Here is a 24,915-nt window from a genome sequence, read left to right as displayed (position 1 = left end):
GGGAAACGTCGCAGGAGATACCCAAGTGCTGGATCGCAATTGGCGTTCCCTGATCAAGCCCGAGCGCCTGGACGTCGATCCGGGCGCCGACCCCGCGCGCGTGGCCACCGTGGTCGCCGAGCCGCTGGAGCGCGGCTTCGGTCAGACTCTGGGCAACGCGCTGCGGCGGGTTCTGCTGTCCTCGCTCCAGGGCGCGGCCGTCACGGCCGTGAAGATCGAGGGCGCGCTGCACGAGTTCAGCAGCCTGCAGGGTGTGCAGGAGGATGTCACCGACATCATCCTGAACATCAAGCAGCTGGCCATCCGCATGCCCTCCGAGGGCACGAAGCGCCTGACGCTGGAGGCCACCGGCCCCGGCGAGGTGACGGCGGGCCAGATCCAGGTGTCCGGCGACATCGAGGTCGCCAACCCGGAACTGGTGATCTGCACGCTCGACGATGGGGCGCGCTTCTCCATGGAGCTCACGGTCTCGACGGGCAAGGGCTATGTCCCCGCCTCCGAGAACCGCACCGAGGACCAGGAGATCGGCGTGATCCCGGTGGACGCGATCTATTCGCCCGTCCGCCGTGTCGCCTTCCAGGTGCAGCCGACCCGCGTCGGCCAGCGCACGGACTACGACAAGCTCGTGCTCACGGTGGAGACCGACGGCACGGTCGCGCCGGATGACGCGGTGGCGCTCGCCGCCCGCATCCTGCAGGACCAGCTGCAGCTCTTCATCAACTTCGACGAGCCGCGCGAGGCCAAGGTGCAGGAGGTGCAGGACGATCTGCCCTTCAACCGCAACCTGCTTCGCAAGGTCGACGAGCTGGAGCTGTCGGTCCGCAGCGCGAACTGCCTGAAGAACGACAACATCGTCTATATCGGCGACCTCGTGCAGAAGTCCGAGCAGGAGATGCTGCGCACCCCGAATTTCGGGCGCAAATCCCTGAACGAGATCAAGGAGGTTCTCGCCTCCATGGGTCTCAGCCTCGGGATGAACGTGCCGGGTTGGCCGCCTGAGAACATCGAGGACCTGGCTCGCCGGGTCGAAGAGCCCTTCTGAACCCGGGGCCTAGGAGACTGAAATGCGTCACGGGATGTCCGGGCGGAAGCTGAACGTTACTTCCTCCCACCGGATCGCGATGTTCCGGAACATGGCGACCTCGCTGCTCAAGCATGAGCAGATCACGACCACCCTGCCCAAGGCCAAGGAGCTGCGGCCTTATGTCGAGCGGATCATCACGCTCGGCAAGCGCGGCGACCTCTCGGCCCGCCGGCAGGCGCTGGCCCAGATCCGCGACGAGAAGGTGGTGGACAAGCTGTTCACGACCATCGCGCAGCGCTACGCCTCCCGCCAGGGCGGCTATTGCCGCGTGCTGAAGGCCGGCGTGCGCTACGGCGATGCCGCCGACATGGCGGTGATCGAGCTGGTGGACCGCGATGTCTCGGCCAAGGGCCTGGACAGCGGCCCGAAGCCGGAGATCGTCGAGGCCGAGGGCGAGCAGCCGCAGGCTTGATCAATCGGACGATGCGTTTGATCGGATCGTTTCGGCGCGGGGCGGGTGGGCAACCACTCGCCCCGTTGCTGTTTGCGCTGGCCCTGTTCTGCCTGCCTGTCCAGGCCCGGGCGGATGATGCCGTGGTGTCCGATGCCTCGGAACTGGAGGGGCGCACCATCCAGCAGCTCGGTGCCCTGCAGGACACGGCGCCGATGCTGCGCAATGTCGCGCGCGGCCGGCAGCAGGTGATTTTCGAGCATCTGAGGGCCCCGGGGAGCTATGTCCATGCGGAGGACGGCTTCGCCTGGGCCTGGGGCTGTCAAGGCGGCGACTGCGCGCGGAACGGGCTGTTCCTGGGGCATGAGCCGAAGAACGGTCTGCTCTGGATGCTGCTGATCCGGGATGGCGAACTCGACCGTCAGGTGCCGCCGCGCGGCTCGCCCTGGCCCGCACCCCTGGTGAAGGGGGTGGCCAGCGTGAGCCAGGAACTGGCGGCCCGGATGGCGCGCGGGGGTTGATCCCGGCGCCGGAGAGACGGGGCGGGCCGGCGGCCCACCCCAGGCGGTTCGGTCAGCCCTGGCTGCGGGAGAGTTCCGACACCAGGAAGTCCCGGAACACGGCCACGCGCTTGGAGTGCCGCATCTCCTCCGGATAGACGAAGTAGGACTCGAAGCGGGGCGTCTTCATCTCGCTCAGGATCGGGGTGAGATCCGCGATGTCGTCGCCCAGGTAGTCCGGCAGGGCACTGATGCCGAGGCCGCTGCGCACGGCCCGCAGCATGGCGGGGAGGCTGTTCACCTCCATCACGGCGCGGCGCGGGCTGCCGGCGCGGCGGCCGGCCTCGGCGAGCCAGTTGATGTCCTCGACCGGCTGGCGGTGGTCGCCATAGGTGATCAGCCGGTGGTTATCGAGGTCCTCCGGCCGCTGCGGGGCGCCATGCTGCTTCACGTATTCGGGCGCGGCCACGACCTTCCAGCCGAAGGTGGCGACATGGCGCTGGATCAGGTCCGGCTGCCGCGGTGCGTGCATGCGGATGGCCACGTCGGCCTCACGCATCGCCAGGTCCAGCTCCGTGTCGTCCAGCAACAGGGTGACGGTGACGTCGGGGTGCTTGTCGATGAAGCGCTGGAGGCGCGGCGCCAGCCAGAGCGAGCCGAAGCCGGTGGTGGTCGTCACCTTGAGGCGGCCGGCGGCGCGCTCCCGGCTCTCGGTCAGCAGCGCTTCGGTCATCGCCAGCTTGGCGAAGACCTCGCGCACCGTCTTGTTCAGCGTCTCGCCCTGTTCCGTCAGGATCAGGCCGCGGGCATGGCGGTGGAAGAGGGGCACGGCCAGGGCTTCTTCCAGCGCCTGGATCTGGCGGGAGACGGCGGACTGGCTCAGGTTCAGCGATTCGCCGGCATGGGTGAAGGACCCTGCCTCGGCGACCGCGTGGAAGACCCGCAGCTTGTCCCAATCGAGCGGCATGATTCGGTGTTTCCTCGCCTCAGAGATAGGCCGCTGGGGCCGGAGCGGATTCGGGAAGGCCGGCGAGCCACTTCTCGGCATCGAGCGCGGCCATGCAGCCGGTGCCGGCTGCGGTGATCGCCTGGCGGTAGATGTGGTCCTGCACGTCACCGGCGGCGAAGACCCCCTCCACGGAGGTCCGGGTGCGGCCGGGTTCGGTACGGATATAGCCCGCCTCGTCCATGTCGAGCTGGCCCCGGAACAGGGCGGTGGCCGGCGCATGGCCGATGGCGACGAAGACGCCGTGGACCGGCAGTTCGGACGTCTCGCCGTTCTTCACGTTGCGCAGCGCGAGCGCCCGGGCGACCGGGGCGCGGCCGCTCTCGTCGGCCAGGATGGCCTCGGCCACGGTGTCGCGCACCACCACGATGTTCGGGCGAGCGAAGAGGCGGTCGAGCAGGATGCGCTCGGCCCGGAAGCTGTCGCGGCGGTGGATCAGCGTGACCTTGGCGGCGAGGCCGGAGAGGTAGAGGGCTTCCTCGATGGCGGTGTTGCCGCCGCCGATGACCGCGACCTCCCGGCCCCGGAAGAAGAAGCCGTCGCAGGTGGCGCAGGCGGAGACGCCGAAGCCGGAAAGCTCCTTCTCCCCCGGGATGCCGAGCCAGCGGGCCTGGGCGCCGGTGGCGATCACGAGGCTGTCGGCGAAGTAGACATCCCCGGAATCGCCCTCGCAGCGGAAGGGGCGGCGGGACAGGTCCACGGCGGTGATGGTGTCCATCTGGAGGCGGGCGCCGACATGCTCGGCCTGCTTCGCCATCTGCTCCATGAGCCAGGGGCCCTGGATGGGTTCGGCGAAGCCCGGGTAGTTCTCGACCTCAGTGGTGATGGTGAGCTGTCCGCCCGGCTGGAGACCCGCGACGACGATCGGCTGCAGACCGGCGCGGGCCGCGTAGATGGCCGCCGTGTATCCGGCCGGTCCGGCACCCAGAACGAGGAGGCGGGTTCGGTGAGTCTCGGGCACTTCTGATTCCTGCGAGTCGCGGGTTACGCGCAGCATATCGGTCAGCCCTGCGTCCACCGCAACCCGGCATTCCAGAAAGGATGGTCTGGACGTGCGGGGCGTGCAAGGATATTTCGCCGCATCGCCATGACGGGCAATGAACAGAATGCCGAATGACGCGCCCGAACTGGACGCGACCGACCTGGCCATCCTTGATGAGATCCAGCAGGACGGGCGGATCACGAATGTGGAACTGGCCCGCCGCGTCGGCCTCTCGGCCCCGCCCTGCCTGCGGCGGGTGCGGCGGCTGGAGGAACTCGGCGTGGTCCGGGGCTACCATGCCGACCTGGAGCCCGGCTCGCTCGGCTGGGAGGTCGGCTTCTACGCCCTGGTCGGGCTGGAAACGCAGAAGCTCTCGGTGCTGGAAGCCTTCGAGCGGATGGTGACGGCCTGGCCCGAGGTGCGGGAATGCCACATGATCCGTGGCGGCGGGGATTTCCTGCTGCGGCTGGTGGCGCGCGACACGGCGCATGAGAACGCCCTGACCTCCCGCCTCACCGGGGCCGACCATGTGATGCGGGTGCAGACCCTGCAGGTCATCCGCACCGCCAAGGAAGAGGTGGGCGTACCGGTGGAGCGTCGCTGAGGCGCTGTGCCGGCCGTGGGCGGTGCTGCCGCCCACGGCCAGGGTAAAGGAGCCTCAGCCCACCCGGACGGTGTAGTCCGCCGCTTCCAGGGCGGCGACGATGGCGGCGCCCTGGTTGGCGTCGCGGACCTCAATCATCAGCTCCAGCTCGGCGGTCTGGACCGAGGGGGCGGCGAAGAGGCGCTGGTGGCTGACCTCGATGACATTGCCGCCGGCGGCCGCCACACGGGTGGAGATGTCCGCCAGCACGCCCGGCCGGTCGGGGATGTCGAGGTGCAGGCGCAGGATGCGGCCGTCGCGCAGCATCTCCCGCAGCAGGACATTGGCCAGGATGCGCGGGTCGATATTGCCGCCGCAGACGGTGGTGGCGACGGTATGGCCGGCGAAGCGCTCGGGGAAGGCGAGGATGGCCGCGAGGCCGGCGGCGCCGGCGCCCTCGGCCACCACCTTGGCCCCCTCGGCGAGCAGGGCGATGGCCCGCTCCACGGCGCGCTCGGGCACCACCAGAACCTCGATGCCGAGGCGGGCCAGCATGGCGGCGGGCAGTTCGCCCACATCGCGCACGGCGATGCCCTCGGCGATGGTGGGACCGCCCACCTTCACCGTCTCGCCCGCCAGGCGCTGGGCCATGGCGGGATAGCCCTCGACCTCGACGCCATAGAGGGCGAGGTCGGGGCGCATCTCCTTCACCACCGCGGCGCAGCCGGCGAGCAGGCCGCCGCCGCCCACGGGGATCACCATGGATTGCAGGCCGGAGGGGGCATCCTCCAGGATCTCCAGCGCCATGGTGCCCTGGCCCGCGACGATCTCCGGGTCGTCATAGGGATGGACGAAGACCAGCCCCTCGCTCAGCGCCAGGGCATGGGCGTGGGAGGCGGCCTCGGCCAGCGTGTCGCCATGCAGCACCACCCGGGCGCCCCAGCTTTCCGTCCGCACCACCTTGGTGGAGGGGGTGAAGCGGGGCATCACGATGGTGGCGCGGAGGCCCAGCAGATGGGCGTGGCGGGCGACGGCCTGGGCATGGTTGCCCGCACTCATCGCGATCACCCCGGCCTCGCGCTCCCGCGCCGAAAGCTGGGCGAGGCGGTTGGCGGCACCCCGCTCCTTGAAGGCGCCGGTCGGGTGGAGGTTGTCCAGCTTCAGCAGGACCCGCGCCCCGGCGGCGCGGGAGACGGCATGCGGCTCGACCAGCGGGGTGCGCAGCACCGTGCCGGCGATGCGCGCGGCGGCCGCGCGCACGTCGGACAGCGCCACGTGCCGCGTGGGGAGGGCTGTCCCTTCCGGCATGGGGGCGGTGCCTACCGGAACCGGACGGCGGTGATCTCGACGGATCGGGCGCCGCCGGGGGCGGGCACCTCGACGCTGTCGCCGACGCTCTTGCCGAGCAGCGCCCGGGCGAGGGGGAGGAGATGGAGATCGAGCCCTTCTTCATGTCGGCCTCATACTGGCCGACGATGCGATAGGTCTTCTCGTCCTCGGATTCCTCATCGACGATGGTGACATAGGCGCCGAAGCGCACCTGGTCGCCGGTCATCTTGGAGACGTCGATCACCTCGGAGGAGGGGACGACGGATTCCAGCTCCGCGATGCGGCCCTCGATGAAGGACTGCTTCTCGCGCGCGGCGTGGTACTCGGCATTCTCGGAGAGGTCACCATGGGCGCGCGCCTCCGCGATCGCGCGGATCACGGCCGGGCGCTCCTCGGACTTCAGAACCTTCAACTCTTCCTCAAGCCGAGACAGACCCTCGGCCGTGATGGGGAACTTCTGCACGGCGTTTAGCCTTCCCTAGAACGCGACGCGGCCGCGCCAGTCCCTGCCTGGACGGTTGGACCAGGACATTCGGAGGAACCGGAGCGGCGCCGGGGCCGAAACAGGCGGGGCGGGTCCTGGCCAGGAAGCCAGACCCGCCCCGATGTCTCAGAACGAAGATGCAAAATAGGACTGCAACGGAGCCACATCAAGCACTCCCGCGCGCAGCGCCGCGATGGCGTGCACGGCGGCCCGGGCGCCCGCCACGGTGGTGTAGTGGGGGATGCCGTGGGTGAGCGCCGAGCGGCGGATGTCGAAGCTGTCCGAGACCGCCTGGCCGGAGCCGGAGGTGTTGATCACGAGCTGGATCTCGCCCGACTTCATGGCGTCCACGCAGTTGGGGCGGCCTTCCAGCACCTTCTTGACCTCGGTGACGGGCAGCCCGGCCTCGCGCAGCCGGTTGGCCGTGCCCCGGGTGGCGGCGAGGCTGAAGCCCATCTCCACCAGGCGGCGGCCCAGGGAGACCATGGCGGCCTTGTCGCCGTCGCGGACCGAAAGGAAGGCGGTGCCGCTTTCCGGCAGCTTCACCCCGGCGCCCATCTGGGACTTGAGGAAGGCGCGCTCGAAGGAGTGGTCGAGGCCCATCACCTCGCCGGTGGACTTCATCTCCGGGCCCAGGATGACGTCCACGTTCGGGAAGCGGGAGAAGGGGAAGACCGCTTCCTTGACCGCGACATGGCGGGAGATGGCGTCGTCGTCGAGACGGAACTCGGAGAGCTTCGCCCCGGCCATGACGCGGGCGCCGATCTTGGCCACCGGCACGCCGGTGGCCTTGGCGACGAAGGGCACGGTGCGGGAGGCGCGCGGGTTGACCTCCAGCACGTAGATCTCGTTGCCCTTCACGGCATACTGCACGTTCATCAGGCCGCGGACCCTGAGCGCCCGGGCCATGGCCTCGGTCTCGGCCTTGAGCTCGGTGATGATGGCCGGGGAGAGCGAGTAGGGCGGCAGCGAGCAGGCGCTGTCGCCGGAATGGATACCCGCCTCCTCGATATGCTCCATGACGCCGGCGACATAGACATTGCCCTCGGCGTCGGCGATGCAGTCCACATCGACCTCGATCGCGTCGGAAAGGTACTGGTCGATCAGGATCGGGTTCTCGCCCGAGACCTTCACCGCCTCCGCGCCGAAGCGCATGAGCTGCGTGCGGTCATGGGCGATCTCCATGGCGCGGCCGCCGAGCACGTAGGAGGGGCGGACCACGACCGGGTAGCCGATGCGCTCGGCCTCGGCAGCGGCTTCCTCCAGCGTGCGGGCGGTGCCGTTGGAGGGCTGCTTGAGCCCCAGGCCCTGGAGCAGGTGCTGGAAGCGCTCGCGGTCCTCGGCGATGTCGATGGCCTCGGCGGAGGTGCCCAGGATCGGGATGCCCGCCTTGCTCAGCGCCTGGGAGAGCTTGAGCGGGGTCTGGCCGCCATACTGCACGATGCAGCCCAGCACCTCGCCCTTCTCCTGCTCCTTGCGGATCAGGGAGATGACGTCCTCGGCGGTCAGCGGCTCGAAATAGAGGCGGTCGGAGGTGTCGTAGTCGGTGGAGACGGTCTCCGGGTTGCAGTTGACCATGATGGTCTCGAACCCGGCCTCCTTCAGCGCATAGGCGGCATGGACGCAGCAGTAGTCGAACTCGATGCCCTGGCCGATGCGGTTGGGACCGCCGCCGAGGATGACGATCTTCCGCCGGCCGGAGGGATCGGCCTCGCAGGAAGGGGTGCCGAAGCCGCCCTCATAGGTCGAGTACATATAGGCGGTGTTGGAGGCGAATTCCGCCGCGCAGGTGTCGATCCGCTTGAAGACCGGGGTGACGCCCAGGGCCAGGCGCTGCTGCGTCACCGCGGCCTCGGTCGAGCCGGTCAGCGCCGCGAGGCGCCGGTCGGAGAAGCCCATGGCCTTCACCCGGCGCAGCGCGCCCGCCTCGCGCGGCAGGCCCTTGGCGCGGATCTCCTCCTCGGCGCGCACGATCTTCTCGATCTCGCGCAGGAACCAGGGGTCGAAGCGGCAGGCGCGGTGGATCTCCTCGACCGAGAGGCCGGCGCGGAAGGCCTGGGCCACGGTCAGCGAGCGGTCGGGCGTGGGGGTGGAAAGGGCGGCGATATAGGCCTCCACCGAGCCGTCGCCCGGCGCGGCGATCTCGTCCAGGCCGGAGAGGCCGGTCTCCAGCGAGCGCAGGCCCTTCTGCAGCGCCTCGCCGAAGGAGCGGCCGATGGCCATGGCCTCACCCACCGACTTCATCGAGGTGGTCAGCGTCGGCGGGGTGCCGGGGAACTTCTCGAAGGTGAAGCGCGGGATCTTCACCACCACATAGTCGATGGTCGGCTCGAAGGCGGCCGGCGTCACCATGGTGATGTCATTCTTCAGCTCGTCCAGCGTGTAGCCGACGGCGAGCTTCGCGGCGATCTTGGCGATCGGGAAGCCGGTGGCCTTGGAGGCCAGCGCCGAGGAGCGCGAGACGCGCGGGTTCATCTCGATCACCACCATGCGCCCGTCGGCGGGGTTCACGCCGAACTGCACGTTGGAGCCGCCGGTATCGACGCCGATCTCGCGCAGGCAGGCGATGCTGGCATCGCGCATGCGCTGGTATTCCTTGTCCGTCAGCGTCAGCGCGGGGGCGACGGTCACGGAATCGCCCGTGTGGACGCCCATCGGGTCCAGGTTCTCGATGGAGCAGACGATGATGCAGTTGTCCGCGCTGTCGCGGACCACCTCCATCTCGTACTCCTTCCAGCCCAGCACGCTCTCCTCGATCAGCACCTCGGTGGTCATGGAGGCGGCGAGGCCGGCGGAGACGATCTGCTCGAACTCCTCCTTGTTGTAGGCGATGCCGCCGCCCGTGCCGCCCAGGGTGAAGGAGGGGCGGATGACGCAGGGCAGCTTGACCATCTCCAGCCCGGCGCGCGCCTCCTCCATCGTATGGGCGATGTGGGAGCGCGGGCTCTCGATGCCGATCCTGGTCATGGCGTCGCGGAACTTCAGCCGGTCCTCGGCCTTGTCGATCACCTCGGCCTTGGCGCCGATCAGTTCGCAGCCATACTTCTCCAGCACCCCGGCCTCGGCCAGCTTCAGCGCCGTGTTCAGCGCGGTCTGCCCGCCCATGGTCGGCAGGATCGCGTCCGGCCGCTCCTTGGCGATGATCTTCTCCACCACCTCGACCGTGATCGGCTCGATATAGGTGGCGTCCGCCAGCCCGGGATCGGTCATGATCGTGGCCGGGTTGGAGTTCACCAGGATCACCCGGTAGCCCTCGGCACGCAGCGCCTTGCAGGCCTGGGCGCCGGAATAGTCGAACTCGCAGGCCTGGCCGATCACGATGGGACCGGCGCCGATGATCATGATGGACTGGATGTCTGTGCGCTTCGGCATGGTCGGGGGCTTCGTCCGGAGGGTCTGGCGTTTCGGGGGCGCGCGCGGTCAGCGGCGCCAGGTCAGCAGGATGGCGGCGGGGATGTTGAGCAGGCAGGCGATGTAGAGCGCCTCGGTCAGCCCGTTCACCGGCAGGTTCGGCGGCGCGCGGTCGCGGAACAGCCAGAGCAGCAGCCCCGAGACCAGCAGCGAGGCGAGGAGGGCCATGGCCATCGGGTGGCCGGGCCGCCCGGCGCGCAGGAAGGCCCGCCACAACCCATAGCTCAGCCCCATGCAGGCGAGGCAGGCCAGCAGGAGGAGGGCGGGGAGCATCATGGCGGGTGGCCTGCCCCGTGCCTCAGCCGTGCACCGACAGCCCGCCATCCACCGGGATGGCCGTGCCGGTGACGAAGGCGGCGGCGTCGCTGGCCAGGAAGGCGGCGATGCCGGCGAAGTCGCCCGGCAGGCCCCAGCGCTTCTGCGGCGTGCGGGCCAGGACGCGGTCGTTCAGGTCGGGCATGTCGCGCTTGGCGCCGGCGGTCAGCTCGGTCTCGATCCAGCCGGGCAGGATGGCGTTGGCGGTGATCCCGTCCGGCCCCCAGGCCACGGCGAGGGAGCGCATGTACTGCACGATGCCGCCCTTGCTGGCGCCATAGGCGGGGGAGAGCGGCAGGCCGAAGATCGACATCATCGAGCCGATCGAGATCACCCGCCCATGGCCGGAGGCCCTGAGATGCGGATAGGCGGCGCGGCTCATCCGCATGGCGCTGGTGAGGTTGGCGTCCATGACGGCGTACCAGTCCTCGTCCGACACATCCTGCGGCAGGCGGCGGATATTGGTGCCCGCATTATTGACCAGGATGGCGAGGCCGCCGGCGCGGGCCACCACCTCGGCCACCACGCGGTCGGCGCTGCCGGGCTCGGCGAGGTCGGCCTGGAGGGCGAAGGCCCCGCCGCCGAGCGCCGCGGCGGCAGCGGCGTTCTTTTCCGCGTTGCGGCCCACCACGGCGACGCGGGCGCCGCAGGCAGCGAGGCCGCGCGCCATGCCGAGGCCGATCCCGCCATTGCCGCCGGTGACGATGGCGGTGCGGCCGGCGAGGTCGAAGAGGGCGGTCATGCCGCCTTCCCCTTCACGTTCTCGATCAGCGCGGTGAAGCGGTGGAAGAGATAGTGGCTGTCGGAGGGGCCGGGCGAGGCCTCGGGATGGTACTGGACGGAGAAGGCGCGCTTCGCCTCGCAGGCGATGCCTTCGTTGGAGCCGTCGAAGAGCGAGACATGGGTGACCTTCACCCCCTCGGGCAGGCTCTTCTCGTCCACCGCGAAGCCGTGGTTCTGCGAGGTGATCTCGACCTTGCCGGTGGCGAGGTCCTTCACCGGCTGGTTGGCGCCGCGATGGCCGCGGTCCAGCTTGTAGGTGCGGGCGCCGAGCGCCAGGGCGAGGAGCTGGTGGCCGAGGCAGATGCCGAAGACGGGGACCTGCTTCTCCAGCACGCCGCGGATGGCGGGCACGGCGTATTCGCCAGTCGCCGCCGGGTCGCCGGGGCCGTTGGAGAGGAAGACGCCGTCCGGCCCGTGGCGCAGGATCTCCTCCGCCGTGGCGGTGGCGGGGACCACGGTGACGTCGCAGCCGGCATCGGCCAGGCAGCGCAGGATGTTGCGCTTGGCGCCGTAGTCCACGGCCACGACCTTGTGGCGCTTCGCCGGGCTGGCCTCATAGCCCTGGTTCCAGCGCCAGAGCCCTTCCTCCCAGCGGTAGGACTGCTGGCAGGACACCTCCTTCGCGAGGTCCATGCCCTCCAGCCCCGGCCAGCCGGCGGCCTGGGCGCGCAGCGCGGCGAGGTCGAAGCGGCCATCGGGCGCGTGGCAGATGACGCCGTTGGGCGGGCCGCCGTCACGGATGCGGATGGTCAGCGCGCGCGTGTCCACCCCGGCGATGCCGGGGATGCCGAAGCTCTTCAGCCAGTCGTCCAGGTGGCGCTGGGCGCGGTAGTTGGAGGGCTCGGTGACATCGGCCTTGGTGATCAGGCCGAGGGCGGCGGGGGTGATGGTCTCCACATCCTCGGCATTGGCGCCGACATTCCCGATATGGGGGAAGGTGAAGGTGATGATCTGCCCGGCATAGGAGGGGTCGGTCAGGGTTTCCTGATAGCCCGTCAGCCCGGTGTTGAAGCAGATCTCGCCCGCCCGGGTCCCGGCGGCGCCGAAGCCTCGGCCCCAGAAGACCGTGCCGTCCATCAGGACAATGCAGGCGGTCGCGCCGGCGGGCGGGGTGTCGGCGGCTTCGGGCATGGAGGGCTCCGCGAGGACGGGGGAGGGGGGCGGCGTGGCGGGATCGGCCGGGGTGGCCACGGAGGCGCCCGGCATGTCCCCGAAGGACAGGCCGGTGGCGGCGATCAGGGCGGGCCAGTGCTTGGGCGGGATGGCGCGGGCCTGGCGCCACTTGCGGACGGCCTCGCCGCCCACGCCGCAGCGCTGGGCCACGGCCTCCGCCCCGCCCGCGAGGCGGATGATCTCTTCCACGGAACGCATGGCGGGGTTATCTGGGAAGTGGTTTCCCAAGTCAAAGAAATCCCGCGTGAGCCTGGGAAGAAATTTCCCAACACCGTTTTCCCGGCGAGCGGGTGGGAAGTTTCCGCCCGTCCGGCACGGGGGCCGGCCGGATGACGCCAGAACAGGAAGGAGAGGGCCTGATGGACCTTCGCAGCCGATTCACTGAGGAACTCAAGGCCTCCATGCGCGCGGGCGATGCCGCCCGCACCTCCACGCTGCGCATGATCATGGCGAAGCTGAAGGACACCGACATCGCCGCGCGCCCCTCGGGCGTGGACAAGGTGCCGGACGAGCAGATCGTCGCCATGCTGCGCGGCATGGCGAAGAGCCGGCGCGAGAGCGTGGAGATGTACCGCCAGGGCAACCGTCCCGAACTGGCGGCGAAGGAGGAGGCCGAGATCGCGGTGATCGAGGGCTTCCTGCCGCAGCAGATGGATGAGGCCGCGACCACGGCGGCGGTGGAGGCGGCGATCGCCGAGACCGGGGCCGGCTCCATCAAGGAGATGGGCAAGGTGATGGCGGCGCTGAAGGCGAAACACGCGGCCACGCTGGACATGGCCAAGGTCGGCCCGATCGTGAAGGCGAAGCTGGGCGGCTGACCGGCCTTCCCGGAAAAGGCGGCTGGGCCGCCTTTTCCCCGCAGGATTCAGCGCAGCGCCGCGGCGATCTCCTCCGGCGTGTGGCCGGTCAGGTCCTTGTCCAGCGACTTCACGACGCTCGACTCGACCGCCTTGTGCATCGCCTCGCGAAGCTGCCCCAGGGTCTGCGGGTCGGCCACCACCACCAGGGCTTCGAAGCCGTTCTGGAGCTTCATGGCCTGGAGCGTCTGGGCGATCTGCTTGGCGAAGGTGGCCTCGCCGGTCTCCTTGGGCGACTGGTCCTCGGGGCGGGCGCCGGACGGGCCCTGTGCGCCGAAATCGGGGGAAAGGCGGCTTTCCTCGCGCAGGGTGATCTCGCCATTGCGCCCGGTGTTGCGGAGCAGCAGCGCCTTGGCGCCGTCGGCTACCAGGATCAGGGCGTTGTGGGGAATTTCCAGGGCCATGTGGCGCCTCCGTTATCTTGCCGCGCGGACCGGGCGGGGTGCCCCGGCCACCCGCACACAACGCGGCAGCGGGGCGAAAGCTGGGGCGGGCTGGCGGTTTTCGGAGGCGGTGGTGCAAGCCGGACGAGGCTGAACCTGACTGCGCCCCGTAGGTCAAAACCTACGACAAGCCTACTATAGAGGCTGATCCGACCTGCACGGGGCGGTGCAGCCCAGGCGGGTCTGAACCCGGCTGCGCCTCGTAGGTCAAAACCTACGATAAACCTACTATAGAGGCCGATCCGCAACGACGACCCGCAAAGGAGGAGGCGATCGCCCTCCCGCCCGCCTTTCTGGAAGAACTCCGCGCCCGGACGCCGCTGCCCTCCCTGGTGGGGCGGCGGGTCAAGCTCACGCGCAACGGGCGCCAGTGGAAAGGGTGCTGCCCCTTCCACAACGAGAAGACGCCCTCCTTCTATGTCTATGACGACCACTACCACTGCTTCGGCTGTGGCGCGCATGGCGATGCCCTGTCCTTCGTCATGGGCACGGAGGGGGCGAGCTTCCGTGACGCGGTGGAGCGGCTGGCGGGCGAGGCCGGGCTGGAAGTACCCAGGGAAAGCCCCCGCCAGGTGGAGCGGGAGGCCCGGGCGCGCGACCTGCACGAGGTCATGGAGGCGGCCTGCGGCGTGATGCGCCGCTGGCTGCGCGAGGCCGAGGGGCGGGAGGCGCTGGACTACCTGCGCCGCCGGGGGCTGAGCGAGGACACGATCGACCGCTTCGGCCTGGGCTGGTCCGGCTCCTCGCGCGGGGCGCTGGCGGCGGCGATGAAGGAACTGGGGGTGGAGGCGGCGCGGCTGGCCGAGACCGGGCTGCTGCGGGCCAACGAACGTGACGGCGGATACAGCGGCTTCTTCTTCAACCGCGTCATGTTCCCCATCCGCGACCGGCGGGGGCGGATCGTCTCCTTCGGCGGCCGCATCCTGGGCGACGGGCAGCCGAAATACCTGAACGGGCCGGAAACCGAACTCTTCTCGAAGCGGCGCAACCTCTACGGCTTCGATCTGGCGCGGGAGGCGGCGTTCCGGGGCCGGGTGCTCGTGGCGGTGGAGGGTTACATGGATGTGATCGCCCTGCACCAGGCGGGCTTCGACGGCGCCGTGGCCCCCCTGGGAACCGCGCTGACGGAAGACCAACTGGGGGAGATGTGGAGAGCGTCTCCCGAACCGGTCCTCTGCTTCGACGGCGACGCGGCCGGGGCGCGCGCGGCGGCCCGCACGGCCGAGATCGCGCTGCCGCTGCTCTCGCCCGAACGTTCCCTGCGCTTCGCCACCCTGCCGGCGGGGGAGGACCCCGACACGCTGGTGCTGAAGCAGGGGCCGGCCGCCTTCCAGGCGGTGCTGGACAAGGCGCGGCCGCTGCACGAATCGCTCTACGACATCCTGGATGCCGGCCGCTCCTCGGGCACGCCGGAGCAGCGCGCGGCGCTGCGCAACGACCTCGCGGCCGCGGCGGCGAAGATCCCGGACAAGGCCCTGGCCTCGGAATACCGCTCGGCCCTGTTCGACCGCTTCTTCGCCACCCGGTCGCGCAACCGGCCCGGCTTCGCCCCCGGCGGGGGCCCTGGTGCCGCTCCCACCGCGAGGCGGGGCGGGGAAGGGGGCTGGCAGGGCGGGCGGAATGGCGCCCGCTTCGGCCGCCCGCCGCCGGTGCGGATCGAGCGCCGGCCGGTGGATGCCGATGCCGCGCGGCTGGAACAGGCGCGTTGCCTGATGGCGATCATCCTCGCCCATCCCTGGGTGCTGGACGAGGTGGAGGAGGCCTGCGCCCTGCTGGAACTGCCGCCCGGCCCCTGCCACGCCTTGCGGCAGGGATTGCTCGGCTGGCATGGCTCCTCCCCGGGGGGCTCACGAACGCTTGACAGCGCGACTCTGCTCGCCCACCTGCACGCGGCTGAGCTGGGGGAGGCCCATGCCTGGGCGACGCGCGCGACCGGATTGCCGGCGGCGGCGCGGCCGGAGGCCCAGCCGGCGGAGGTTTTGGCCGCGTGGTGGCACTTCTATGCCCTGCTGCGGGGAAAGGACGCCTTGATCGAGGACCGGCGCCTGGCTCTGGAGGACTGGATCGCGACGAACGATCCGGCGGCCGAGCGGCGGGCCTACCGTCTGAAGGAGGCGTTGGACGCCGTCCAGCGCGGGGAGACCGGCCTGGACGGGCTGTGAGGATTGGACCCATCCCCCCGTGAGCCGCGCGCGGCGGCCGGGGAGCGGGCGGGTCCTGTAGGGTAGAGGCAATTTGCGTGGGTGTCCCCGGCGGTCAGGTGCCGGGGCTCCGCGCCTTTCGGAGGCTCGGAATGGCGACGAAGACCGCGAACGGGACGGAAACGACCGAGAACCGCGACGAGCAGGTCGAGGGCGTGCTCCTCGATGCGGTGACCTCGATGGTGAAGAAGCTGATCGCCCGGGGCAAGGAGCGCGGCTACATCACCATCGACGAGTTCAACCAGGCGCTGCCTTCCGAGCAGGTGTCCTCCGAGCTGATCGAGGACACGATGGCCATGCTGAACGAGGCGGGCATCAACGTCGTCGAGGCCGAGGACGGCGCCGAGGAGGAGGTGGCCGAGAAGAAGGCCGCCACCGAGGAGGAGGAGGGCGCCGAGGCCGAGGACGAGGAGGCCGGCGGCAACGTCAACGAGGAGACGATGGGCCGCACCGACGATCCGGTGCGGATGTACCTGCGCGAGATGGGCAGCGTCGAGCTGCTGTCGCGCGAGGGCGAGATCGCCATCGCCAAGCGCATCGAGGCCGGGCGCGACATGATGATCGGCGGGCTCTGCGAGAGCCCGCTGACCTTCAAGGCCATCCTCGGCTGGTACGAGGACATCAAGGCCGGGCGCATGCTGCTGCGCGACGTGATCGACCTGGAGGCAACCGCTGCGGGCGACAGCGACGCGCCGCCGCCGGCCGAGGTCGAGGAGGTCGAGGAAGGCGAGGAGGGCGAGGGCATCGGCCTGTCCCTCTCCGCGCTGGAGGAGAAGCTGCGCCCCGAGGTCCTGGCCAATTTCGAGGCCATCGAGGAGACCCTGGGCAAGCTCGACAAGCTGTCGAGCAAGCGCATGGAGGCTTACACGGCCGGCGACGACCTGAACGGCCGTTCCGAGAAGACCTATGAGAAGCAGCGCGTCGAGCTGGTGGCGCTGATCGAGAAGGTGCGGCTGCACAACAACCGCATCGAGGAGCTGGTGGATCAGCTCAAGGGGCTGAACCGGCGCCTGACGACCTTCGAGGGCCAGGTGATGCGCATGGCCCTGGCCTCCAAGGTCAAGCGCGAGGACTTCCTGCAGCACTGGAGCGGCAACGAGCTGGACCCGGGCTGGATGGACCGGGTGAACAACCTGCCGGGCAAGTACTGGAAGGCCTTCGTCGCCAAGAGCCGCGACGATGTCGAGGCGGTGCGCGCCGAGATCGCCAAGACCGCCAACCAGACCGGCCTGCCGGTGGCGGAGTTCAAGCGCGTCTACGCCACGGTGAGCCGTGGCGAGCGCGACATGACCCAGGCGAAGAAGGAGATGATCGAGGCCAACCTGCGCCTCGTGATCTCCATCGCCAAGAAGTACACGAATCGCGGCCTGCAGTTCCTGGACCTGATCCAGGAGGGCAATATCGGCCTGATGAAGGCGGTCGATAAGTTCGAATACCGCCGCGGCTACAAGTTCTCGACCTACGCGACCTGGTGGATCCGGCAGGCGATCACCCGCTCCATCGCCGACCAGGCGCGGACCATCCGCATCCCCGTGCACATGATCGAGACGATCAACAAGCTGGTCCGCACCAGCCGCCAGATGCTGCACGAGATCGGGCGGGAGCCGCAGCCGGAGGAGCTGGCCGAGAAGCTCGGCATGCCGCTGGAGAAGGTGCGCAAGGTCCTCAAGATCGCCAAGGAGCCGATCTCCCTGGAGACGCCGATCGGCGACGAGGAGGACAGCCATCTCGGCGACTTCATCGAGGACAAGGCGGCCATCATCCCGCTGGACGCCGCGATCCAGACCAACCTGCGCGAGGCCACGACGCGGGTGCTGTCGAGCCTGACGCCGCGCGAGGAGCGCGTGCTGCGCATGCGCTTCGGCATCGGCATGAACACCGACCACACGCTGGAGGAGGTCGGGCAGCAGTTCAACGTGACGCGCGAGCGCATCCGGCAGATCGAGGCGAAGGCGCTGCGCAAGCTCAAGCACCCGAGCCGGAGCCGGAAGCTGCGCTCCTTCCTGGACAGCTGAGGATGTCGGTCCGCGCGCTGGGGCCGCATGGCATCACGCCGGTGACGGTGGAAGTCACCTTCCTGCGCATGGACCGCCCGCCCGCCACCCCCGCGCGGCCCCTTCCCGGGGAGGTGCGGGTGGAGCGGGCGGCGCGCTGCACGGTGCCCTTCTACCGCTATCTCTACGACACGGTGGGTGGGGAATATCTCTGGTGGTTCCGGCGCACCGTGCCGGACAGCCATCTGCGGGAGGTCCTGGCCAGCCCCGCCATCTCCATCCACGTGCTCTATCGCGACGGGGAGCCGGCGGGCTTCTACGAGCTGGAGCGGCGGGCGAACCGTGGCATCAACCTGTCCTATTTCGGGCTGATGCCGCATGCGGTGGGGCAGGGGCTGGGCAAGGCCTTCCTCCGCCATGCGGTGGACACGGCCTGGGGCGAGGGCTGCGACGTGCTGACGGTGAACACCTGCACCGCCGACCATCCGCGCGCGCTGCCGAACTATGTCGCGGCGGGCTTCGTGCCGCTGCGCCGGGTGCGGGAGGAATGGCCCGTGCCGGATTCCGCCGGGCTTTCCGTGCCGTCCTGGCTGCGCGGGCGGGGCTGAGGGCGCCAGCGGCCAAGCCCGTTCCGGCGGTGCTGTCCGGCGCGAGATCCTGTTGCCGCCACGGGCGGGCGGGGCCTCCTCTTCCCTGTTCCCCCCCCGGCGGGCCACGCCCTGGCCCTCCCTTTGCCCGCGAGGAGGCTGCGTGCCCCGGACCTGGGAGCGGACGACGGTGGCGGCGCTCCTCGACGATGGCACGGCTGGCCTGGGGATCGGGGATCGGGGATCGGGGATCGGGGGAGGATATTTTCTCCGGACGGCGGATGCGAGGACAGGACCACCACCCCGCGCCAGACCCGGATGACGGATTTCTCATCCGCCGTGCTTCCGCCCATGACAGGTCTTGCGTTGCATCCGCCGCGCCTCACGTCAGGATGACGGGCCAAGGGCCGGAAACGGGCCCGGGCCAGCAGGAGCGCCGCGTCCATGTGCAATCTCTACGCATCCCAGGAGCCCGAGACCTATGCCTGCGAAACGCGGGCCGTGCGTCTGAACGGGCACTGTACCAGCATCCGCCTGGAATCCGCCTTCTGGGACATCCTCGGACAGATCGCGGCCGCGGAAGGCAGCACGGTGGGGCGCTTCGTCTCCAGCCTGCATGACGAGGTGCTGGAGCGCCGCGGGGAGGTCGGGAACTTCGCCTCGCTGCTGCGGGTGACCTGCACCCTGTGGCTGATGCGGCGGCAGGGGCATGATCCCAGCTTGGCCGATGGGGTGGCGGATGGGACGGCAAAGCCCCGGCTGCGGCAAAACGGGCTGCGCGACTACGCTATAGCCTGATACCACCCGCGCCCCGCCGCCGGGCCCTAGTCTTCCCGGCGGAATGAGACGCATGGAAATCCGGGCGCCGGGCGCCCTTTCGGTGGCGGCCTGCCTCGCGGCCCTCCTGGCCGTGCTCATGGCCCCGGGGGCAGGGCGGGCGCAGGCGCCGGCGGCCCCTGACGGGGCGACGCTGTTCAAGCGGCAATGCGGCGTCTGCCACACCGCCGGGGCTGGCGAGCCGAACCGGCAGGGGCCGAACCTGCACGGCGTGGTCGGCCGCGTGGCCGGCAAGCAGGAGGGCTTCCGCTACTCGCCCGCCCTGGCGGGTTCGGAGATCCGCTGGGATGCCGCGACCCTGGATGCCTGGCTGGCGGACAGCGCCAAGCTCGTGCCCGGCTCGGTGATGCCGTATCGGCAAGCCAACCCCGCCATCCGCGGGGCGATCATCGACTGGCTGAAAGAGGGGAACTGATGGCCAAGCCCATCCACAGCATGATCCGGGTGCGCGACGAGGCGCGCTCGCTCGACTTCTATCGCCGTGCCTTCGGGCTGGAGGTGGCGGAGCGGCTGGCCTTCGACGGCTTCACGCTGATCTATCTGAGCAACCCGGACAGCGAGTTCGAGCTGGAGCTGACGGTCAACGACGGCCGGACGGAGCCCTACCAGCTCGGCGACGGCTACGGCCATCTCGCCGTCTCGGTGGAGGACCTGGAGGCCGAGCATGCGCGCTTCGAGCGCGAGGGCCTCTCGCCGCTGCCGCTGAAGGAGCTGAAGCACGAGGGCAGGCCGCTGGCGCGGTTCTTCTTCGTCCAGGACCCGGATGGCTACCGGATCGAGGTGTTGCAGCGGGGGGGCCGCTTCCGCTGATGTGAGTGTCTGACGGGCCGAAGGCAGCGGAAACAGCCCCGGCACAGGGAGGAGACGAGAATGAGGGAAGTGGACAAGCGGCTGCGCTCCACGCGCAGGGTCTTCCTGCGGGGCGCCGCCACGGCGGTTCCCGCGGCCGCCGTGGCGGCCACGTTTTTCACCGCCGGGGCGAGCTGGGCGGCGGAAGCGCGGAACCTGCGGCCGCGGACGCTGGTGGTGCTGGCGAAGCTGGCGCGGGACATCTACCCGCACGACCGCATCCCCGACCGGCTCTATGCCAGCGCCGTGCTTCCCTACGACGACAAGGCGGGCAAGGACACGGCGCTGCGGAACCTTCTGGAAGAGGGCGTGGACCGGCTCGACGCGGATTCCGGCGTCCGCTACGGCGGCAACGACTATCTCAGCCTGAACTGGGAGCGCGACCGGCTGCCGCTGCTCTATGGAATCGAGCGGACGCCCTTCTTCCGGAAGGTCCGCTCCGATCTCGTGGTCGCCTTCTACAACCAGCAGGAGGTCTGGACCAAGCTCGGCTACGAGGGGTCCAGCGCGGAATACGGCGGCTACATCAACCGGGGCTTCAACGACATCGACTGGCTGCCGTCGGCCTGAGCGGCGGGGAGGGTTTGAGATGGCGAATTTCGACCTGAACGACGACAGCCTCGTCGTGATCGTGGGCTCCGGCGCCGGTGGCGGCACGCTCGGCAACGAGCTGGCGCAGAAGGGCGTGAAGGTGGTGATCCTGGAGGCGGGCAGCCGCTACGAGATCCAGGACTTCGTCAACGACGAGTGGGAGAGCTTCGCCCAGCTCGCCTGGACGGACATGCGCACCACCACCGGCTCCTGGCGGGTGGCGCGGGACTTCCCGAACCTGCCGGCCTGGATCGTGAAGGCGGTGGGCGGCACCACCACGCACTGGGCCGGTGCCTCGCTGCGCTTCCAGGACTACGAGTTCAAGGCTCGCACGACCTATGGCAAGGTCGATGGGGCCAACCTGCTCGACTGGCCGATCACGCTGGAGGAGATGGCGCCCTACTATGCCCGGGCCGAGGACAAGATGGGCGTCACCGGCACCAACGGCATCCCGCGCCTGCCGGGCAACAACAACTTCAAGGTTCTGGCGGCCGGGGCGAAGAAGCTCGGCTATCAGGAAGTGCATACGGGCAACATGGCGATCAACAGCCAGCCGCGCGCCGGACGGGGGAGCTGCCAGCAGATCGGCTTCTGCTTCCAGGGCTGCAAGTCGGGCGCCAAGTGGTCCACCCTCTACACCGAGATTCCGGCGGGCGAGGCCACGGGCAATCTGGAGGTGCGGCCGGACTGCATGGTGCTGAAGATCGAGCACGACGCGAAGGGCAAGGCGACGGGCGTGGTCTATGCCGATGCCCAGGGCAACCACCAGCGGCAGAAGGCGCGCGTGGTTTGCGTCGCGGGGAATTCCATCGAGAGCCCGCGGCTGCTGCTGAACAGCGCCTCCTCCCTGTTCCCGGACGGGATGGCGAATTCCTCCTCCGGCCAGGTCGGGCGCAACTACATGTGGCACCTGACCGCCAGCGTGTACGGCATGTTCGAGAAGCCGGTGCACATGTATCGCGGCACCACCATGGCCGGCATCGTGCGCGACGAGGCGCACCACAGGCCGGAGCGCGGCTTCGTCGGCGGCTACGAGATGGAGACGCTCTCGCTCGGCGTGCCCTTCATGGCGGCCTTCCTGGACCCCGGCGGCTGGGGGCGCGGCTTCACCTCGGCGCTGGACGGCTATGACCGGCTGGCGGGGATGTGGATCGTGGGGGAGGACATGCCGCAGGAGACCAACCGCATCACGCTCGACCCCAAGGCGCGGGACAAGCACGGGCTGCCGGTGGCGCGGGTGAATTTCGACGACCACGCCAACGACATCGCGATGCGCGAGCACGGCTACCGCCAGGGCAGTGCGATCTATGACGCGGTGGGGGCGACGCGGGTCTTCCACACCACCGCCTATCCCTCCACCCACAACATGGGCACCAACCGGATGAGCGAGAAGCCGCGCGATGGCGTGGTGGACCGCAACGGCAAGGCGCACGACCTGCCGAATCTCTATGTCTCGGACGGCAGCCAGTTCACCAGCGGCGCGGCCTGCAATCCGTCGCTCACCATCGTGGCACTGGCGATCCGGCAGGCGGAGCACCTCACGGGGCGGATGTCCCGGGGCGAGGTGTAGCGGGGGTGGCGATCCGGCCGGGGAGCAAGGGACTCCCGGCCGGGATGCCGTTACTTGCTCTCGCCGGCGGCGGCGACGCCGCGCTCGACCAGCGCCAGGGCCTGTTCCTTGGTGCCCCAGCCGGTGACCTTCACCCACTTGCCGGGCTCCAGGTCCTTGTAGCGGGTGAAGAAGTGCTCGATCTGCTGGCGCAGCAAGGCCGGCAGGTCGTCCACCGTCTGCACATTGGTGAAGAGGGTGGTGATCTTGTCGTGCGGCACGGCCACCAGCTTCTCGTCCTGGCCGGCCTCGTCCTCCATCAGCAGCACGCCGATCGGGCGCACGCGGATCATGGCGCCGGGCACCACCGGGGCGGGGGTCAGCACCAGCACGTCGGTCGGGTCGCCGTCATCGGCCACGGTGCCGGGGATGAAGCCATAGGCGGCCGGATAGGCCATGGGGGTGAACAGGAAGCGGTCCACCACGATGGCGCCGCTGTCCTTGTCCAGCTCGTACTTCACCTGCGAGCCCGGCGGGATCTCCACCACCACGTTGATGTCGTGCGGCGGCGCCTTGCCGGGGGGGATCTTGCTGGCGTTCATGCGGGTCCTGCCGAGGAATGGAGCCAAGAGGCGGCCGGGGGTGATCCCGGCCCGCCGTCACCGCCCCCGTAGCAGCAAAGGGCCGTCTTCGCCACCGCACAGGCTGGCGAGGTGCCCCCATTGCCGCCGGGCGGCGGCTTGCGCGGGGGAGGGGGCGGCGGCAGCATCGCCGTCCAGAACGCGCGATCCAGGAATCGTCATGACGCCGCGCCGCATGTTGCCCCCTCTCCTCCTCGGCCTCGCCGCCGCGCTGCGCGGCGTCCTGCCGGCCCAGGCGCAAGCCCCGGCCCAGAACCCGGCCCAGAACCCGGCCCAGCCTTCCTCCGACCCGGCGGGGGAGGCCATGCTGGTGGAGAAGAAGACCTTCGAGATCCCGGGCTTCGTCACGCGCGGCGGTGCCACGGTGGCGCGGATGCGCATCGGCTACCAGACCGCGGGCACGCTGGACGCGGCGGGTGGCAATGCCGTGCTGATCACCCATCCCTTCGTCGCCAATGGCCAGGCCTTCGGCCGCAACGATGCGAACGGGCCGCTGGGCTGGTGGGACGCGATCATCGGGCCGGGAAAGCCGATCGACACCAGCCGCTTCTTCGTGGTGGCGAGCGACACGCCCGCCAATCTCTATGTGCGGGAAAGCCGCACCACCAGCACCGGTCCGGCCAGCGTCGATCCCTCCACCGGGCGGCCCTATGGGATGAGCTTCCCGGTGCTGTCGATCCGCGATTTCGTGGAGGTGCAGAAGGGGCTGCTGGACAGCCTGGGGGTGAAGCGGCTGGCGCTGGTGGCCGGGCCCTCGATGGGGGCGATGCAGGCCATCGAATGGGCGGCGGCCTATCCCGCCCTGGTGGACCGGGTGATGCCGGTGATGCCGGTCGGCCGGATGGATGCCTGGCTACAGGCCTGGATGGAGGTCTGGGAGGCGCCGATCCGCGCCGACCCCAACTGGCGCAACGGCGACTACTATGCCCAGGGGCGGGAGCCGCCGCTGCGCGGGCTGACCGATGCGCTGCGGATCATCACCCTGCAGACCCAGGACCGGGCGGCGCTGTCGCGCTTCGACGGACGGGCGGCGGAGGGGCAGGACCCGGCGCGCCGGATGACCGACACCGTGGCGGTCGATCCCTATCTGACCGAGATCGCCGCGGGCCGGGCGAAGCTCGCGGATGCGAATTCCTTCCTTTATCTGACCCGGGCGATGCAGCTCTTCCTGAACGAATACCCGGACACGCGCGCCGCGCTGTCGCAGGGGAAGGCGTCCTGGCTGCTGGTGCCGGCGGAGCGGGACCGGCTCTTCCCGATCGAATACGCGCGGGAGCTGGAAGGGGTGCTGAAGGGGCTGGGCCGGCCGGTGAAGCTGACATCGCTCGATGGTCCGCAGGGGCATGGCGAGTGGCTGGCCGGCATTGCCGGGGCGGGGGAGGCGATCCGCGCCTTCCTTGCCGAGCCGCCGCGGGGCCCTTAAACCCGCTCCGCGGAGGGCCGGTAGCTCAACGGTTAGAGCTGGCCGCTCATAACGGCTTGGTTGCGGGTTCGATTCCTGCCCGGCCCATCCGCTTCCGCCCACGCCGCCGATGCGCCGCGACGCCGCCGGCCGGAATGGAATGGCCTCTGTGATCACCCCTCACTTGCCCCCTGCGATGCCCCTGCTGGCCACGCTTCTCGCCGCCGCGCTGGCCGGGCTGGCGCGCGGCTTCTCCGGCTTCGGCTCGGCGCTGATCTTCGTTCCGCTGGCGAGCGCGGTGCTGGAGCCGAAGCTGGCCGCGCCGCTGCTGGTGCTGGTGGACAATGCCACGGCCTTTCCCCTGGTCCCCGCCGCATGGCGCGGTGCGGCGCGGCGGGAGGTCGCCTGGCTGACCGCCGGGGCGCTGGTGGGGGCGCCCCTGGGGGCCTGGCTGCTGCTGCGGCTGGACCCGGTGGCGCTGCGCTGGGGCATGTGCGCCCTGGCCGTGGGGATGCTGGTGCTGCTGGCCTCCGGCTGGCGCTATCACGGGCGCCCGGCCTGGCCGCTCTCGCTCGCGGTCGGTGCCGGGTCGGGGGTCTTCGCGGGCCTGGCGCAGATGGGCGGACCGCCCGCGGTGGCCTATTGGCTGGGTGGCGCGATCCCGGCCGCGAAGGTGCGGGCGAACATCGTGCTCTTCTTCGCCACCAGCGGGGTGATCAGCATGATCGTCTATCTGTTCGCCGGACTGCTGACCGGGGAGGCGCTGGTGCTGGCGGCGCTGATGGCGCCGGGCTACGCGCTGGGCCTGTGGTGCGGCAGCGGCATGTTCGGCCGGGCGAGCGAGGTCCTGTTCCGGCGGACCTGCTTCGGGCTGATCGCCCTGGCGGCGGTGATCGGCCTGCCACTCTGGGGGTGAAGGGCCG

At 70.0% G+C, this 24,915-nt stretch carries 24 protein-coding genes, 1 tRNA gene and 1 pseudogene; 16 read left to right on the top strand and 10 right to left on the bottom strand.

All coding sequences use genetic code 11. The features are described from left to right. The first annotated feature begins 25 nt into the window (after positions 1-25). The 3 genes from MVG78_RS18030 to MVG78_RS18020 all read left to right on the top strand — a co-directional run bounded on the left by MVG78_RS18030 (position 26) and on the right by MVG78_RS18020 (position 1,996). Positions 26-1,042: a DNA-directed RNA polymerase subunit alpha gene (locus tag MVG78_RS18030; protein WP_247554297.1), complete on the top strand. Its 1,017-nt coding sequence runs from the start codon at positions 26-28 to the stop codon at positions 1,040-1,042. Positions 1,043-1,064: 22 nt separating this feature from the next. Further along, the gene (gene rplQ, locus MVG78_RS18025) at positions 1,065-1,496 is read left to right on the top strand and encodes a 50S ribosomal protein L17 (RefSeq protein ID WP_247554294.1); all 432 of its coding nucleotides are present in this window, start codon (positions 1,065-1,067) and stop codon (positions 1,494-1,496) included. A 65-nt stretch (positions 1,497-1,561) separates the two neighbouring features. Then, positions 1,562-1,996, top strand: a complete 435-nt coding sequence (locus MVG78_RS18020; RefSeq protein WP_247554291.1) for an Ivy family c-type lysozyme inhibitor — start codon at positions 1,562-1,564, stop codon at positions 1,994-1,996. Positions 1,997-2,048: 52 nt separating this feature from the next. On the opposite strand, the gene MVG78_RS18015 is transcribed toward MVG78_RS18020, so the two are convergent. Both MVG78_RS18015 and trxB read right to left on the bottom strand, forming a co-directional pair. Continuing rightward, positions 2,049-2,942 (bottom strand): LysR family transcriptional regulator, encoded by an 894-nt coding sequence (locus MVG78_RS18015; protein WP_247554288.1) that lies wholly within the window; start codon positions 2,940-2,942, stop codon positions 2,049-2,051. Positions 2,943-2,961: 19 nt separating this feature from the next. Continuing rightward, positions 2,962-3,942 carry a thioredoxin-disulfide reductase gene (trxB, locus tag MVG78_RS18010; protein WP_247554286.1) on the bottom strand — a complete coding sequence of 327 codons (981 nt, stop codon included), beginning with the start codon at positions 3,940-3,942 and terminating at the stop codon, positions 2,962-2,964. Between the two features lie 145 nt (positions 3,943-4,087). Between trxB and MVG78_RS18005 the strand changes: the two genes are divergently transcribed. Further along, the gene (locus MVG78_RS18005) at positions 4,088-4,567 is read left to right on the top strand and encodes an Lrp/AsnC family transcriptional regulator (RefSeq protein ID WP_237183073.1); all 480 of its coding nucleotides are present in this window, start codon (positions 4,088-4,090) and stop codon (positions 4,565-4,567) included. Positions 4,568-4,621: 54 nt separating this feature from the next. Here MVG78_RS18005 and MVG78_RS18000 read toward each other — a convergent pair whose 3' ends face one another. The 6 genes and pseudogenes from MVG78_RS18000 to carA form a co-directional block, all read right to left on the bottom strand. After that, on the bottom strand, positions 4,622-5,854 hold the full coding sequence (locus tag MVG78_RS18000) for a threonine ammonia-lyase (protein ID WP_247554283.1): 1,233 nt from the start codon (positions 5,852-5,854) through the stop codon (positions 4,622-4,624). Between the two features lie 11 nt (positions 5,855-5,865). Further along, positions 5,866-6,338 (bottom strand): annotated as a pseudogene (gene greA, locus MVG78_RS17995) (transcription elongation factor GreA). Positions 6,339-6,485: 147 nt separating this feature from the next. Then, complete coding sequence (gene carB, locus MVG78_RS17990) at positions 6,486-9,731, bottom strand: carbamoyl-phosphate synthase large subunit (protein ID WP_247554281.1); 3,246 nt, start codon at positions 9,729-9,731, stop codon at positions 6,486-6,488. Positions 9,732-9,779: 48 nt separating this feature from the next. Next, positions 9,780-10,046 carry a hypothetical protein gene (locus MVG78_RS17985; RefSeq protein WP_247554263.1) on the bottom strand — a complete coding sequence of 89 codons (267 nt, stop codon included), beginning with the start codon at positions 10,044-10,046 and terminating at the stop codon, positions 9,780-9,782. A gap of 22 nt (positions 10,047-10,068) precedes the next feature. After that, the gene (locus tag MVG78_RS17980) at positions 10,069-10,827 is read right to left on the bottom strand and encodes an SDR family NAD(P)-dependent oxidoreductase (RefSeq protein ID WP_247554260.1); all 759 of its coding nucleotides are present in this window, start codon (positions 10,825-10,827) and stop codon (positions 10,069-10,071) included. Further along, complete coding sequence (carA, locus tag MVG78_RS17975) at positions 10,824-12,239, bottom strand: glutamine-hydrolyzing carbamoyl-phosphate synthase small subunit (RefSeq protein ID WP_247554257.1); 1,416 nt, start codon at positions 12,237-12,239, stop codon at positions 10,824-10,826. The genes MVG78_RS17980 and carA overlap by 4 nt, the downstream gene beginning before the upstream one ends. A gap of 161 nt (positions 12,240-12,400) precedes the next feature. On the opposite strand from carA, the gene MVG78_RS17970 reads away from it, so the two are divergent. After that, positions 12,401-12,859: a GatB/YqeY domain-containing protein gene (locus tag MVG78_RS17970; protein WP_247554237.1), complete on the top strand. Its 459-nt coding sequence runs from the start codon at positions 12,401-12,403 to the stop codon at positions 12,857-12,859. A 47-nt stretch (positions 12,860-12,906) separates the two neighbouring features. Here MVG78_RS17970 and MVG78_RS17965 read toward each other — a convergent pair whose 3' ends face one another. Further along, positions 12,907-13,302, bottom strand: a complete 396-nt coding sequence (locus MVG78_RS17965; RefSeq protein ID WP_247554221.1) for a baeRF12 domain-containing protein — start codon at positions 13,300-13,302, stop codon at positions 12,907-12,909. A gap of 311 nt (positions 13,303-13,613) precedes the next feature. Here MVG78_RS17965 and dnaG point away from each other — a divergent pair, with 311 nt between their 5' ends. The 8 genes from dnaG to MVG78_RS17925 all read left to right on the top strand — a co-directional run bounded on the left by dnaG (position 13,614) and on the right by MVG78_RS17925 (position 21,970). Further along, a complete protein-coding gene (gene dnaG / locus MVG78_RS17960) occupies positions 13,614-15,503 on the top strand; it encodes a DNA primase (protein WP_428480825.1) in 1,890 nt (629 codons plus the stop codon). Positions 15,504-15,634: 131 nt separating this feature from the next. Then, entirely contained in the window at positions 15,635-17,557 is a 1,923-nt protein-coding gene (gene rpoD, locus MVG78_RS17955) for an RNA polymerase sigma factor RpoD (protein WP_247554217.1), read from the top strand. Positions 17,558-17,559: 2 nt separating this feature from the next. Further along, a complete protein-coding gene (locus MVG78_RS17950) occupies positions 17,560-18,144 on the top strand; it encodes a GNAT family N-acetyltransferase (RefSeq protein WP_247554200.1) in 585 nt (194 codons plus the stop codon). 423 nt (positions 18,145-18,567) lie between these two features. Then, on the top strand, positions 18,568-18,921 hold the full coding sequence (locus MVG78_RS17945) for a ribbon-helix-helix domain-containing protein (protein WP_247554198.1): 354 nt from the start codon (positions 18,568-18,570) through the stop codon (positions 18,919-18,921). A 52-nt stretch (positions 18,922-18,973) separates the two neighbouring features. Continuing rightward, positions 18,974-19,375, top strand: coding sequence for a c-type cytochrome (locus MVG78_RS17940; protein WP_247554197.1), 402 nt, complete (start codon positions 18,974-18,976; stop codon positions 19,373-19,375). Further along, the gene (locus MVG78_RS17935; protein ID WP_247554195.1) at positions 19,375-19,770 is read left to right on the top strand and encodes a VOC family protein; all 396 of its coding nucleotides are present in this window, start codon (positions 19,375-19,377) and stop codon (positions 19,768-19,770) included. The genes MVG78_RS17940 and MVG78_RS17935 overlap by 1 nt, the downstream gene beginning before the upstream one ends. A 60-nt stretch (positions 19,771-19,830) precedes the next feature. Further along, positions 19,831-20,379: a gluconate 2-dehydrogenase subunit 3 family protein gene (locus MVG78_RS17930; RefSeq protein ID WP_247554184.1), complete on the top strand. Its 549-nt coding sequence runs from the start codon at positions 19,831-19,833 to the stop codon at positions 20,377-20,379. 19 nt (positions 20,380-20,398) lie between these two features. Further along, positions 20,399-21,970: a GMC family oxidoreductase gene (locus MVG78_RS17925; RefSeq protein ID WP_247554182.1), complete on the top strand. Its 1,572-nt coding sequence runs from the start codon at positions 20,399-20,401 to the stop codon at positions 21,968-21,970. Between the two features lie 50 nt (positions 21,971-22,020). Here the strand turns inward: MVG78_RS17925 and ppa are convergent, their stop codons facing one another. Further along, positions 22,021-22,551 carry an inorganic diphosphatase gene (ppa, locus tag MVG78_RS17920; protein ID WP_247554180.1) on the bottom strand — a complete coding sequence of 177 codons (531 nt, stop codon included), beginning with the start codon at positions 22,549-22,551 and terminating at the stop codon, positions 22,021-22,023. A gap of 199 nt (positions 22,552-22,750) precedes the next feature. Between ppa and MVG78_RS17915 the strand changes: the two genes are divergently transcribed. The 3 genes from MVG78_RS17915 to MVG78_RS17905 all read left to right on the top strand — a co-directional run bounded on the left by MVG78_RS17915 (position 22,751) and on the right by MVG78_RS17905 (position 24,908). Then, complete coding sequence (locus MVG78_RS17915; RefSeq protein WP_247554169.1) at positions 22,751-24,013, top strand: E22 family MetX-like putative esterase; 1,263 nt, start codon at positions 22,751-22,753, stop codon at positions 24,011-24,013. Between the two features lie 14 nt (positions 24,014-24,027). Then, a tRNA-Ile gene (locus tag MVG78_RS17910) sits at positions 24,028-24,100 on the top strand. A gap of 76 nt (positions 24,101-24,176) precedes the next feature. Further along, the gene (locus MVG78_RS17905; RefSeq protein ID WP_247554167.1) at positions 24,177-24,908 is read left to right on the top strand and encodes a sulfite exporter TauE/SafE family protein; all 732 of its coding nucleotides are present in this window, start codon (positions 24,177-24,179) and stop codon (positions 24,906-24,908) included. The last annotated feature ends 7 nt before the right edge of the window (positions 24,909-24,915 follow it).

This window comes from Roseomonas gilardii subsp. gilardii (assembly GCF_023078375.1).
GTDB lineage: Bacteria > Pseudomonadota > Alphaproteobacteria > Acetobacterales > Acetobacteraceae > Roseomonas > Roseomonas gilardii.
The sequence above is the reverse complement of the archived record's forward strand: the minus strand, read 5'-3'. Positions and strand labels throughout refer to the sequence as shown.

What these genes read in the sequence shown, in the direction of transcription:
- MVG78_RS17940 (WP_247554197.1), top strand. Translation starts at nt 18,974, where the DNA reads ATGGAAATCCGGGCGCCGGGCGCCCTTTCGGTGGCGGCCTGCCTCGCG.
- MVG78_RS18000 (WP_247554283.1), bottom strand. Translation starts at nt 5,854, where the DNA reads ATGCCGGAAGGGACAGCCCTCCCCACGCGGCACGTGGCGCTGTCCGAC.
- MVG78_RS18015 (WP_247554288.1), bottom strand. Translation starts at nt 2,942, where the DNA reads ATGCCGCTCGATTGGGACAAGCTGCGGGTCTTCCACGCGGTCGCCGAG.
- MVG78_RS17980 (WP_247554260.1), bottom strand. Translation starts at nt 10,827, where the DNA reads ATGACCGCCCTCTTCGACCTCGCCGGCCGCACCGCCATCGTCACCGGC.
- MVG78_RS17915 (WP_247554169.1), top strand. Translation starts at nt 22,751, where the DNA reads ATGACGCCGCGCCGCATGTTGCCCCCTCTCCTCCTCGGCCTCGCCGCC.
- MVG78_RS17930 (WP_247554184.1), top strand. Translation starts at nt 19,831, where the DNA reads ATGAGGGAAGTGGACAAGCGGCTGCGCTCCACGCGCAGGGTCTTCCTG.
- MVG78_RS17950 (WP_247554200.1), top strand. Translation starts at nt 17,560, where the DNA reads ATGTCGGTCCGCGCGCTGGGGCCGCATGGCATCACGCCGGTGACGGTG.
- MVG78_RS18005 (WP_237183073.1), top strand. Translation starts at nt 4,088, where the DNA reads ATGCCGAATGACGCGCCCGAACTGGACGCGACCGACCTGGCCATCCTT.
- rpoD (WP_247554217.1), top strand. Translation starts at nt 15,635, where the DNA reads ATGGCGACGAAGACCGCGAACGGGACGGAAACGACCGAGAACCGCGAC.
- MVG78_RS17945 (WP_247554198.1), top strand. Translation starts at nt 18,568, where the DNA reads ATGTGCAATCTCTACGCATCCCAGGAGCCCGAGACCTATGCCTGCGAA.
- MVG78_RS17935 (WP_247554195.1), top strand. Translation starts at nt 19,375, where the DNA reads ATGGCCAAGCCCATCCACAGCATGATCCGGGTGCGCGACGAGGCGCGC.
- rplQ (WP_247554294.1), top strand. Translation starts at nt 1,065, where the DNA reads ATGCGTCACGGGATGTCCGGGCGGAAGCTGAACGTTACTTCCTCCCAC.
- MVG78_RS17970 (WP_247554237.1), top strand. Translation starts at nt 12,401, where the DNA reads ATGGACCTTCGCAGCCGATTCACTGAGGAACTCAAGGCCTCCATGCGC.
- carB (WP_247554281.1), bottom strand. Translation starts at nt 9,731, where the DNA reads ATGCCGAAGCGCACAGACATCCAGTCCATCATGATCATCGGCGCCGGT.
- MVG78_RS17985 (WP_247554263.1), bottom strand. Translation starts at nt 10,046, where the DNA reads ATGATGCTCCCCGCCCTCCTCCTGCTGGCCTGCCTCGCCTGCATGGGG.
- ppa (WP_247554180.1), bottom strand. Translation starts at nt 22,551, where the DNA reads ATGAACGCCAGCAAGATCCCCCCCGGCAAGGCGCCGCCGCACGACATC.
- MVG78_RS17925 (WP_247554182.1), top strand. Translation starts at nt 20,399, where the DNA reads ATGGCGAATTTCGACCTGAACGACGACAGCCTCGTCGTGATCGTGGGC.
- carA (WP_247554257.1), bottom strand. Translation starts at nt 12,239, where the DNA reads ATGCGTTCCGTGGAAGAGATCATCCGCCTCGCGGGCGGGGCGGAGGCC.
- MVG78_RS17965 (WP_247554221.1), bottom strand. Translation starts at nt 13,302, where the DNA reads ATGGCCCTGGAAATTCCCCACAACGCCCTGATCCTGGTAGCCGACGGC.